This is a genomic window from Vibrio mexicanus (genome assembly GCF_001012815.1).
Taxonomy (GTDB): Bacteria; Pseudomonadota; Gammaproteobacteria; order Enterobacterales; family Vibrionaceae; genus Vibrio; species Vibrio mexicanus.
In genome coordinates this window covers 1-12,235 of the sequence record NZ_JYJP01000015.1, presented here as the reverse complement: position 1 = coordinate 12,235, position 12,235 = coordinate 1, and the positions used below count along the sequence as shown (strand labels likewise).

Here is a 12,235-nt window from a genome sequence, read left to right as displayed (position 1 = left end):
TCACAATCAATTTACGCAGAAAATCTCCACGAGTATGGAGTATTACTTGAGATAACAGGGTCACTTTAGTACCTAACTCTAACAGCTTAATAGAATGAGAAATCCGGTCACGGCTCTACTTCGTATGATAGACCAATCCACAGCTTCAATATTCTGAAAATGTGCTTAACGCGAGAACGCTTGTTCACGAGATTAAGAATGGATTTAGCTACGAGCTACGTATGCAACAGAAAGCATTTACGCAGAATCAAAGATCAAGAGGTTACTTGGGATTCAAGTTCCGATATTATAAATCGTTGATTATGTAATCACCATAAAAAGTAAGGATGCTGGATGAAAAAAATTCTGGTACTTGGAAGCTCTGGCTATGTTGGCAGTCAGCTTCTTCCTCAGTTACTCGAACTTGGCCATCAAGTGACGGCTGCCGCGCGTCATATTGAGTATTTAAAGGCGCGAACGGCTCCTCATGAAAACCTAACCACACTCTATCTCGATCTTGCTGATGCGCAGGCCACTCAAGAGCTCATACCGAAGTTTGATGTTATCTTCTTCCTTGTCCATGGCATGGCGCAAGGTCATGACTTCGTTGATTACGAACTCAGCTTGGCACATAACTTCGCAAATGCAGTTAAAGACTCTGACGTGAAGCACATCATCTACTTGAGTGCAATTCAACCACAATCCGGCGACTCACAGCACTTAAAAGCAAGACAAGCCACCGGAGAAATTATTCGTAACTCAGGTATTCCTACCACTGAGCTGAGAGCAGGCGTCATTATTGGCCCGGGGTCCGCCGCTTTCGAGATCATGCGTGATTTTGTCTATAACCTTCCAGTCCTAATTACTCCAAGTTATGTAACATCGAAAGCCAACCCGATCGCCTTAGAAAACTTGAATCATTATCTATTAGAGCTACTTCAAGATGAGCCACAGGGTCACGAAATCTACGAAGTCGGTGGGCCAGACACACTCACGTATAAAGACCAGTTCGAAGTGATTTGTAAGGCCGCAAATAAGCCGTTTCGTTTATGGTCAACGTCGTTGCTTACTCCGGGGTTAGCTTCTCGCTGGTTGGGCATCGTCACTTCAGTGCCTTCTTCTATTGGTGCCGCGTTACTTGCTGGCCTTAAGCATGATTATGTTGCCAACTCAGAGAAAATCCGCGAACGTTTTCCGCAAGAGCTTGTTGGCTACACCGAGATGGTCAATAACACCATCAACGTTGAAGGAGAATTCGTTCGAAGTAATGTCTGGGGATTTGATGAAGCCGCTCTCAATCGATGGCAACCGGGTTTTGGTTATTATCCTAAACAAGCTGGCGCCTCCATTGAAACCATTCTTACTTCAGAGCAACTGTGGCAGGTCGTCAAGCAACTCGGTAGCCCCAAGGAAGGCTATTTCTTCGCCAATATCTTGTGGCGCACTCGAGAATGGTTGGATCTTTTCTTTGGTGGAGGACGTCCAGTTCGCCGCTCCCCTGAAGGCCCAGAGCTCCATGTTGGTGATTTAATCGATTCTTGGAAAGTCATTCGCTGCGAACCAAACAAGTTTTTGTCGCTTTTGTTTGGAATGAAAGGCCCTGGCTTAGGTCGCTTGGAATGCGCCATCATTGATCATGGGGACAAACGAGAACTCACCATCACTGCTTGGTGGCACCCGAAGGGCTTTCTTGGACTGCTTTATTGGTTCGCGATGATGCCAGCACATCTGTTTATTTTCAGAGGAATGGTCAAAGCTATCGTGCTGAAGGCAGCCCAACCACCTAACTCTTAAAACGTAAAAACGGCAGCCTTTCGGCTGCCGTTTTCATATCTAGCTTACGCTTCATTGTTCAAGCTATTAGTCCACCTTGAAACTCAGCGGAATTTCCGCCAGCTGACTGCCCTTGTTTTCAGGATAGATAATGTACTCACCGTGGTACTTTACTACCGACTTATAATCCGTCACTTTGTGTACCATGAAGCCAGCTTCTGCCGCCTTCTCAACAAACAGCGCATGGTCACCACGTACAAACCAGTGCATTGGCTTAATCAGTAACTCACCATCAAAACAGTCATCACATTGGTCAGCACACAAAGCTAAAGAACTATGACCATCGGTAAAAATCTGGACTTTGCCACCATTCAATAACGGCTCAGAGGTAGATACATCCCAATCCAAGGCAATCATGGTGTCGAGAAACGTCTCGATGTCGCTATCTTTAAGCGTTCTACCCTTGCCTTCATCATCAAAAAACTGCGCGTAGTAGGCAGAGATTCGCTTAAATACAGTAGGCAAATCAGCCGCGTTACCTTTTGAGCGGCCCACTTTCTGCCAGCGGATCAGGTCGCCACTCACTAAGCGACCAAAACGTTGCGTCTTAATCGATTTTGTTACCCAGCGAACCAAGAAATGGTTGTTCGCAATCGGCGCATCCGTCAGCTTCCCCGATTGATGCTCAGCTTTCAGCTCTGCCAATGCGGCATTAACCAACTCTTGAATCTCTTTAGCGTAGGTCGACATTATGCCTTTCTTCCTAATATCCAGTAAAAGCCTGCCGACAAAATCGCACAAGCGGTCATCACAGTAACCATAGGCCACACTTCACTATGAGGCATAAATGCCACTACAACACCCATCACAGAACCCATGCCAAAACGCAGTGTCCCTGCTAGTGATGAAGCAGTACCTGCCATCGAAGAGTAACTACTCAATAGCAGCGCCATTGTGTTACTGCCGATAGTTGATAGCGTACCTATAAATAAGACCACGAATGTTACGGTGCCCCATAGGCCAAAATCAAGTAGCCAAGTGACAAACAAGCCCAGACCGGCGAAGAGTTGAACAGCCAAGCCAAAACGCAACATGCTATGTGAGCCCATACGTTTAACTAGGCGGCCATTAATACTCGTCATAACGATCATCGCGATGATGTTAAGACCAAACAGATAACCAAACTTTTCTGGAGGCACGCCATAAATATCAATATAGACAAACGAGCCCGCGGTTAGGAAAACAAACATGCCAGAGAAGGAGAACGCTCCCGATAGCATCAAGCCTAACGCTGTTGGGTTACTTAACAGTCGTGCATAGTTGCGTAGTGTGGTTCTTAATCGTAATGGTTGGCGATTCTCCGGCGCCAAGGTTTCTGGGATTTTGAAGTAAACTAAGGTGATAACTAATGCCGCAAAGGCTGCCAGTACCCAGAAAATTGAGCGCCAACCGAACCACAGCGACAGATAGCCCCCGATCATCGGCGCAAGAAGTGGTGCAACAATCATCACAAGAGTGATAAAAGACATCGTGCGCGCGAAATCTTCACGATCGAACATATCACGAACCACAGCTTGAATGATGACTGCCGCCGCCGCACCCGCAAAACCTTGCGCAGCGCGAATATAAGTGAGCGCATCAATACCCGTTGTCGTCGCGCTCATTACCGCCGCGATACCGAAGAAGAAAACACCTGCCATTAAAATTGGTCGGCGACCATAGCTGTCGGCTAAAGGTCCATGCAGAAGCTGACCAAGTGCAAAGCCCGCTGTGTAGGCCGTCATAGTAAATTGAACATCACCTGCAGACACGCCTAAGTCACGCGCAATCGCAGGCATTGCAGGTAAATACATATCGATTGCAAGTGGCGTTAGTGCACCAATAGCACCGAGCACGAGAAAAAGCAAAAAGCCAAGCGATGGGGTACTCATGGTACCAGCAGTTTGTGTCGTCATAGAATCAATACTCAGCCAGAAAAATGCGGAAACGGGAAGAAGATAATAAAAAACCAATCAGGCCCTCAAAATGAGAGCCTGATTCACTTATTTATATATTCATCTAATTTGGTAATTTTTACTAGTTCTTATTAGGAACCAAACTAATTCCAATTTGAGTTTATTATTTCCAGATTGACTCTATCTCTTCTTGAGTGAGGTATCGGTATTCACCCAGTTCTAACGACTCATCCATCTCGATTTCACCGATAAACTCGCGGTGCAGCGCCTCCACTTTATTGCCCAGAGCGGCAAACATGCGTTTCACCTGATGGTATTTGCCCTCATGAATAGTCAGCAGTACTTCTTTCTCTGCACGCACATCCAATTGAGCAGGAAGCGTTAGGCCATCTTCACTTTTAAGTTGAATGCCCTGTTCAAACTTCTCTGCATAATCTGGCTGGACAGGGTCGGCAAGCCACACACGGTAAGTTTTCGGGCATTTGTGTTTAGGAGAAGTAATACGATGAGACCACTGACCATCATCGGTGATCAACACAAGTCCAGTAGTATCCACATCCAATCGACCCGCAAAGTGCAGATCTTCCAGTTTGATTTCATCTAAAAGAGTCAGCACGCTTGGGTGAGATCCATCTTCATGCGAGCACACAAAGCCCTCTGGCTTGTATAGCATGATGTAACGTGGGCCAGATAAAGTGAGCTGACGACCTTCCCACTCAACAACCGAGTCTTCAGAGACTTGTGTCGCCGCTTTCTTTTCCATCTCGCCATCTACTGTCACTGTCTTCGTACGTAGAATTTGATTGGCTTCTTTACGTGTTACACCAAGCGTGTCACAAAGGAACTTATCTAAACGCATGCTTACCTCATAAATTTGATTCGCGCGCAGTATACCTTGTCATTAGAAAGGTGCGAGTATCAAAGCGAAAATTTTTTGTTCAACGTAATTGTAGGGCCTGTATACTATCGCTCTTTGTTTTGTTAAAGAATTCTCAGCTCATTCATGTACACCCTTCGCCCCTATCAAGCTGATTCCGTAAAAGCCGTAATCCACTACTTTCGAAAGCATTCAACACCTGCGGTCATTGTACTGCCGACTGGAGCGGGGAAAAGTTTGGTTATCGCCGAACTCGCAAGGCTAGCCAAAGGGCGAGTATTAGTACTGGCGCATGTAAAAGAATTAGTAGAACAAAACCACGCCAAATACGAAGGTTATGGACTGAAAGGTTCGATTTACTCGGCTGGCCTTGGGCGAAAAGAGACCGACGAACAAGTTGTGTTTGCCTCGGTACAATCTGTCGTGCGTAACCTTGACGATTTCAAAGAGCAGTTTTCTCTGCTGGTTATTGATGAGTGTCACCGCGTACCAGACGATAAAAACAGCAGCTATCAGAAAGTCATTAATCACCTCAAAGAGCTCAACCCAAACATTAAGATACTCGGATTAACAGCCACGCCGTATCGCTTGGGCATGGGTTGGATCTATCAATACCACACCCGAGGTTAGTGCGTAGCGAAGAGCCGCGTTTTTTCCGTGATTGCATCTTCGAGCTACCGATTCGCTACTTATTAGATGAAAACTTCCTGACTCCTGCGCGAATGGTTGACGCCCCAGTGCTCAGTTACGATTTCTCCCAACTTAAACCTGCCAATACCGGACGCTATAAAGAAGCCGAACTGGATATGGTGATAGAACAATCAAAACGCGCCACACCACAAATCATTGCTCAGGTGGTTCAGTACGCGGAAAGCCGACTTGGTATCATGATTTTCGCCGCGACGGTTAGGCATGCTCAAGAGATCTTTTCACTGCTGCCAGAAGGCGAAGCCGCGATTGTTATTGGTGACACACCCACACCTGAGCGTGACGACATCATCTCGCGCTTCAAAGATCAGAAGATCAAGTTCCTAGTTAACGTATCCGTTCTCACCACTGGCTTCGATGCACCTCACGTGGATTTAATTGCCATACTGCGTCCGACCGAATCTGTCAGTTTGTATCAGCAAATTGTTGGCCGTGGCTTAAGGCTTTCTCCCAATAAAGAAGAGTGCCTTGTGCTTGATTATGCCGGTAACAGTTACGATCTCTACCAACCCGAAGTCGGTGATCCAAAACCAGACTCAGACAGCGAAATCATCACCATTCCCTGCCCGGCCTGCGGTTTTAATAACAACTTTTGGGGCAAACTCGACAGCAATGGTTTCTTGCTCGAACACTTTGGCAGGCGCTGCAAGGGTACTTCACCGATGAAGATACTGGAGAACGTGAACATTGCGGCTATCGATTCCGCGCCAAATACTGCAATGAGTGTGGTGCTGACAACGACATCGCTGCGCGAATTTGCCATGAGTGCGATGCAACGCTCGTAGACCCAGACAAAAAGCTTAAAGAGGCGTTGAATCTAAAAGATGCCTTGGTGTTTGAATGTACCGACCTAACCCTTCAAACCCACAAAACCAAAACGGGGCAAAACCAACTCAAAGTCACCTATCATGGCGAGAACGACGTTCAAGTTCATGATTTTTGGTCACTCGCGACTAAAGCACAAAAGCAGCGCTTTTCGGATCAATTTGTTCGCCCTCATTTGGCCGATAAACATCGTCCATTCGAGGCAAGTAGTCCAACCAAAGTGGTGGCCAATCAGCACCGTTTCAGATTACCGCAATTCATCATTGCCCGTAAGGCAGGGCGCTTTTGGAAACTGCGCGATAAGATCTTCGATGATGAATTAAAGAGCTAACCTGCTCATTTAAAGCACTATTTAGCCCTTAGAAAGGATAGCTAGAGCACAATTCATCGCTATTCATTTTCCATTCACAGTAGAGCGCTTAGACTGGCTATACTGTTGTTACTCATCACTCTAGGTTATGGCTATGTCTCGCAAAAAGTCTAGTAAAGCGCTTGGTAAAAAGCTGACTAAAGTATCGCTACCTAAATCAGCAAAATGGCTCTCGGTTTTGCTTGTTCCTATTTTCGCTTTTGCCCCACTTTGTTGGGCCGATGAGGCGTCTGACCATTACGACCAAATGCTCACTGAAGCTCAAGTGTCAGGGGCGAGAGTCGAAATTGATGAAGACCAAAATGAGGTTTTCGAAGCCGTACAGCAAGGAAAAATCCAATCTTTCTCGGAACTCTATAAAACCGTAGAAACCCAACTTCATGGCAGAGTCATTAAAGTTGAACTCGAAGAAGACGACGATGAGTGGATTTACGAACTAAAGTTGATGCATGACAGCAACGTAATCAACGTTGAGTATGACGCTACGACACTCGAAATGATTGAGCTCAAAGGGCGTAACCTTCACGAAGTGATCAAGAAGTAAGGTAAAGGAACAAAAAGAATGAAAATCCTGATAGTTGAAGACGACCCTCGCCTTGGTGAACAGATTTGCGACACATTAGAACAAGCAGGCTGGGTGCCAGAGCTCTCCCAAGATGGCATTGATGCCTTGTATCGCGCCACTTCAGAAGAGTGGGATGCCATAGTGCTTGACCTTGGTTTACCCAAACTGGACGGGCTAACCGTGCTAAAAGGCATTCGCGACGAAAACATCAACACGCCAGTTATCATATTAAGTGCTCGCGATACGCTGAGCCAACGTGTCGAAGGCCTAAATGCAGGTGCAGACGATTACCTTACCAAACCGTTCGAAATGCTTGAGCTCGTGACTCGACTTCGTGTTCAGCTTAGACGCGCTTCTGGTACAGCAGCGCCTGTAATGCAAGAAGGCGACCTCACATTGGATACTCGTTCGTCTATCGTTTCATGGCAAGGTTCACCGGTCACGCTAACAGCGCTTGAGTACAAAGTCGTTGCGTACTTCATGCATAACAAAGACAAGGTTATATCCCGCACCGAGTTGGTTGAACACATCTACAAACAAGATTTCGACCGTGACTCAAACACCATCGAAGTGTTTATTGGCCGAATCCGTAAGAAAATCGCACCCAAAATCATTAAAACGGTTCGCGGGTTAGGATACAAACTCAATGCCTAATCAAGCATTAAGGAAACGTTTAAGTCTTAAAAGCCGCCTATTATTGGCGGCAACTTTGTGGCTGAGCGCCATGATACTCGCCGCAGGTTTCGGGATACCCAAATTAGTTAAAGACTACCTGATTAGTGATGTAACAAGCCAACTCAACTTAGCTATGGACGAAATCATCGCTAACTTGGAGATGGACGCCAATGGTGAGGTAAAACTAACCCGCCCTCTGTCAGATCCTCGATTTACTCAGCCATATAGCGGCCTGTACTGGGTAGCAACCCATGAAAACCTGACTCTGCGCTCTCGCTCTTTATGGGATAAAACCATCACCGTTAAAAAGAAGCCCCTGAGAAAACTGCTCTTTGGCGCGCAGAAAGAACCGCTTATCTATACAGAGCAGAGTGTTTTTCTACCTGACAGCAAATCACCTATCAACATCGTTATTGGTATTGATGAAAAGCCAATAAACCAAACATTGGATGAGTTAACCGAGCAGCTTTGGATAATACTAGGACTACTATTCACAGGTGTACTAGTGCTCATCGGCCTACAAGTGAGTTGGTCACTTTACCCTTTGACTATCATGAAGCATGAACTCACCGCACTAAAAGCAGGTAAACAAAACGAACTATCGCGCGAATATCCCAAGGAAGTTTCTCCGCTAGTGGCCGACCTCAATGCCCTGCTCTTCCACTACCAAGAGCTATTAGAACGCGCAAGGCACCATGCGGGTAACCTCTCTCACGCGCTTAAGACGCCACTCGCCGTGCTGAGAAATGAAATCCAAACACTACCGATTGAAGAGAGAGAGAAACTCGAAGAGCCCATCGCACAAATCCAATCACACATCGACTATCACTTAGGCCGTGCTCGCGTTGCTGGTAGCGTGAACATACTGTCCGTTTCTACGCCCGTAAGTGAACGTATCGACGCAATATCCATGGCGTTCGACAAAGTCTATGCCCAGCGAGGTATCACGCTGATTAATGAGGTCGATTCAGAAGTCGAAGTAGCCGTAGACCCAACAGACCTAGACGAAATGATCGGAAACTTAATAGAGAACGGCTACAAGTGGGCTGAATCAATCATTCGAATCCACTCCAAGACTGAGAACAACACGGTCACACTGTTTATTGAAGACGATGGCGCGGGTATTCCAGAAGATAAATTGAAGCATGTGATTCAGCGCGGCGTGCGACTCGATGAAACCACACCTGGTACGGGACTGGGGCTCAATATCGTGTCTGAAATGGCGCACAGTTACCGTGGCAGTATAGACCTTAGTAAGAGCCAATTAGGTGGTCTTTGCGTCTGTTTAAACTTGGTAAAAGTGTAGAAAGACACAGCCGCTGTTTTAATGAAAAAATTAGACATTGTATTGTCACCAAATACTGGTAAATTACCGCGCGAGTTCGGGACAAGGCACTGTTGATTTATCATGCTGATATTTTCAGCAATGCCCTATTAATCTTTGTATTTTTCGGCAGTTTAAACGCGATTGATATTGCCTAAAAACGGATTGAGTGATAGTATCCGCGCTCGCTTTGGTCGTTACTACCAATTACGACTTAAAGCCCTACCGCAATTCTCAAGGTCGCATTGAGTTTTGTGAGATTTAACTTTTACTAATTTGAGAGTAAAACTATGAAATTTGAAGCAGTAGTACGTACTGAGCTAGGTAAAGGTGCGAGCCGCCGCCTACGTCACGCTGGTAAGTTCCCAGCAGTTGTTTACGGTGGTGAAGCAGCGCCAGTTTCTATCGCGCTAGTACACGACGATGTAATGAACCAAATGGACAAGCCTGAGTTCTACGAAGCAATCACTCTAGTGATTGACGGCGCAGAAGTTAAGGTTAAGCCACAAGACGTTCAACGTCACGCTTACAAGCCAAAAGTTGAGCACATGGACTTCATCCGCATCTAATTCCCTACCAAGGAGTTAGTTGGATTAAATCCAGCCTTTTGCATATAAGATTATCGGCCTTACCATCCGAGACATCTAAAAAATTCGAAACCCCAGAGACTTACCACCTCTGGGGTTTCACCGTTTTTGAGCCCTCTAAAACACGTCCACTCCTTTTCATCTCACTAATACTCCGCCGCTTTCTATAACAGGGTTATTCCACTTAAATACCAATGGCTATTGGGTAAGCCTCTAGTTAAAATGACAGTTATTACATTCATTACGACTAAACTCCTATCCCATATGACTTTTTGCACTTCTCCGTTCGCTATTAAGAAACCAAATTATTACCATCGAGACAACCAAGTCAGTAGATGAAAAACAAAGAACCAAAGTCGGGTAATAGTGGCGTGAAGAGTGACAAAGAGAAAACACTGAAAAAGCATTCAACAGTAGCCCTACTAGCGTTGGCTTGGCTGGTAGGTTGCAATGGTCAGGATAGTGAGCCAAACACGCAACAGGCTGAGGTTATCAAAGAACAAAAACCGCTCACGGTCGAAGAAAGGATTGCAGAAAAAAAACGCCCAGCAATGGGACGACGGCCGCGTGTACATCACAGAGCATAACTATGTGACTTATGATGAAGAAACGGGGAAACCTCGCCACTTTGTTTTTAAGGCCGAAGAATGGCCTCGCGAAGATTTAACCAATGAGAACTCTTACGACTTACCTCGTGTTGTATTTTATTGGGATAACGGTACTTACTCTTCAGATGATTTATATGAGCAACGCGATAAGGTCTGGAGCATTAAAACCGACGGGACAGACCTTCGTTTAGTCGCTGATGAATTTGATGGCAAGGTTCGCCTGATGCGTATATCACCCAATAACCGCTATTTGGCGCTGGCTTATTCGGCCGAAGAAGGCATGTTCAAGGTGATTAAAGATCTTAAAACCGACGAGTACACTGAGCTGGGCCGTTCTAGGGGCTACCCAGAGTTTTTATGGGCCGAAGACAGCAGCTATCTCTACTATGTCGATCAGTTTAAAGATTGGAAATACACCCTGAGCAGCGGCGAAAAGCAAAAAGTTGAAACTAAATTCAATGAATACTCCACGATTTATAACGGTAAACGTTATGTTGTCAATGAGTTTGGTGTAGCGGTCTATGATGAAGTAAAAGATGAGTTTCTATTCAGTGTCGGGATTAACCCCGATGAAGATAATCTTCAAGACTACGAATTTCGCAAGAGAAGCATCAGCCCAACAGGTCGCTACGTATGGGCAGAAACTCGCAAACGTCGCTATCTAATCGACATGGAAAGCAGAACTTTCCAATCAGAGATAAAAAATGGGAATGTGATTGGTAAATTTGAAAAACTAGACCTCATTAGCAAAAGCGGTAATTACGCCCGCAGCGGCGGAGCCGCACGGGTATTTCTTTTCGAGTTAAACAACCAGCAACAACTCAATCAATATAAGGTTTGGAAGCAGATTGGTACAGGACATCTCGCTCAATATTCTTCTTTGTACAACGCCTTTGCAAACAATGGCGATTTTGTCAAGGGAGGCTCACTATGAGCACCTCTCAAACAGACAAATTCATTCATACCCTTCCCTCACACTTTATTGTCAGTGAAATAACCGAAAACACTACAAGCGCAAGTCAGCCTCAAAAAACAATGAAAAAGCATTCAATAGTGGCCCTACTAGCGTTGTCTTGGCTGGCGGGTTGCAATGGTCAGGATAGTGAACCAAACACCCAGCAGGCTGAGGTTATCAAAGAACAAAAAACGCTCACAGTCTAAGAGCGGATTGCGGAAAAAAACGCCCAACAATGGGACGATGGCCGCGTATACATCACTGAGCATAACTATGTGACTTACGATGAAGAAACGGGCAAACCCAGTTACTCAATCTATAAAGCAAAAGAATGGCTTCGTGAAGATTTAACCAATGAGGACTCTTACGATTTACCGCGTATCGTGTTTCGCTGGGACAACGCCCGACATCAGGCAGAAGATCACTACGACCAACGTGATAAAGTCTGGAGCATTAAAACCGACGGGACCGATCTTCGCTTGGTTGCCGATGAATTTGTTGGCAAGGTTCGCCTAATGCGTGTCTCGCCCAATAACCGTTATTTAGCGCTGGCTTATTCGGCTGAAGAGGGTATGTTCAAGGTCATTAAAGATCTTAAAACTGGTGAGTACACTGAGCTAGGCCGCTCTAGAGGCTATCAGGAATTTTTATGGGCTGAAGACAGCAGCTATCTTTACTACGTGGATCAGTTTAAAGATTGGAAGTACACCCTGGGCAATGGCGAAAAACAGCAGGTGGACACCAAATTTAACGAGCACTCTGTCATTTACGATGGTAAGCGCATAGTTGCACATGCTTATGCGGTTGGTGTTTACGATGAAAAAACGGGCGAGTGGTTATATTCGGTGCGTACAGAAGCAAAAGGTGGTGATTTAGATGAAAAAGAGTTTAGAAAAAAAGGGATTAGCCCTACAGGTCGTTATGTATGGACTGAAACTCGCAAGCACCGCTATTTAATCGACGTGGAAAACAAGTCTTTCCAATCAGAGATAAAAGATGGAGATGTGATTGGAAAGTTTGAAAAACTATACCTT

At 45.6% G+C, this 12,235-nt stretch carries 10 protein-coding genes and 2 pseudogenes; 9 read left to right on the top strand and 3 right to left on the bottom strand.

What is annotated here, in order from left to right:
• The first annotated feature begins 333 nt into the window (after positions 1-333).
• Positions 334-1,773: a DUF2867 domain-containing protein gene (locus UA76_RS02025; protein WP_047042525.1), complete on the top strand. Its 1,440-nt coding sequence runs from the start codon at positions 334-336 to the stop codon at positions 1,771-1,773.
• Positions 1,774-1,839: 66 nt separating this feature from the next.
• Here UA76_RS02025 and UA76_RS02020 read toward each other — a convergent pair whose 3' ends face one another.
• The 3 genes from UA76_RS02020 to rsuA form a co-directional block, all read right to left on the bottom strand.
• Positions 1,840-2,502 carry a DUF2913 family protein gene (locus tag UA76_RS02020; protein WP_047042522.1) on the bottom strand — a complete coding sequence of 221 codons (663 nt, stop codon included), beginning with the start codon at positions 2,500-2,502 and terminating at the stop codon, positions 1,840-1,842.
• The gene (locus UA76_RS02015; RefSeq protein ID WP_047042521.1) at positions 2,502-3,707 is read right to left on the bottom strand and encodes a Bcr/CflA family multidrug efflux MFS transporter; all 1,206 of its coding nucleotides are present in this window, start codon (positions 3,705-3,707) and stop codon (positions 2,502-2,504) included. Before UA76_RS02015 ends, UA76_RS02020 begins: the two co-directional genes overlap by 1 nt.
• 163 nt (positions 3,708-3,870) lie before the next feature.
• Positions 3,871-4,566 (bottom strand): 16S rRNA pseudouridine(516) synthase RsuA, encoded by a 696-nt coding sequence (rsuA, locus tag UA76_RS02010; protein ID WP_047042520.1) that lies wholly within the window; start codon positions 4,564-4,566, stop codon positions 3,871-3,873.
• A 144-nt stretch (positions 4,567-4,710) separates the two neighbouring features.
• Here rsuA and radD point away from each other — a divergent pair.
• From radD to UA76_RS01975, 8 genes and pseudogenes are all read left to right on the top strand, one after another.
• Positions 4,711-6,448, top strand: a pseudogene (radD, locus tag UA76_RS02005) (DNA repair helicase RadD).
• Positions 6,449-6,581: 133 nt separating this feature from the next.
• Complete coding sequence (locus UA76_RS02000) at positions 6,582-7,031, top strand: PepSY domain-containing protein (protein ID WP_420340885.1); 450 nt, start codon at positions 6,582-6,584, stop codon at positions 7,029-7,031.
• Positions 7,032-7,049: 18 nt separating this feature from the next.
• Entirely contained in the window at positions 7,050-7,706 is a 657-nt protein-coding gene (locus tag UA76_RS01995) for a response regulator transcription factor (protein WP_047042518.1), read from the top strand.
• Entirely contained in the window at positions 7,699-9,033 is a 1,335-nt protein-coding gene (locus tag UA76_RS01990) for an ATP-binding protein (protein WP_047042515.1), read from the top strand. Before UA76_RS01995 ends, UA76_RS01990 begins: the two co-directional genes overlap by 8 nt.
• A gap of 308 nt (positions 9,034-9,341) precedes the next feature.
• Complete coding sequence (gene rplY / locus UA76_RS01985; protein WP_047042512.1) at positions 9,342-9,620, top strand: 50S ribosomal protein L25; 279 nt, start codon at positions 9,342-9,344, stop codon at positions 9,618-9,620.
• Between the two features lie 353 nt (positions 9,621-9,973).
• Positions 9,974-10,225 carry a hypothetical protein gene (locus UA76_RS25525; protein ID WP_420340884.1) on the top strand — a complete coding sequence of 84 codons (252 nt, stop codon included), beginning with the start codon at positions 9,974-9,976 and terminating at the stop codon, positions 10,223-10,225.
• A 4-nt stretch (positions 10,226-10,229) separates the two neighbouring features.
• Entirely contained in the window at positions 10,230-11,180 is a 951-nt protein-coding gene (locus tag UA76_RS01980) for a Tricorn protease domain-containing protein (RefSeq protein WP_420340883.1), read from the top strand.
• 101 nt (positions 11,181-11,281) lie between these two features.
• Positions 11,282-12,235 (top strand): annotated as a pseudogene (locus UA76_RS01975) (Tricorn protease domain-containing protein); the annotation flags it as partial.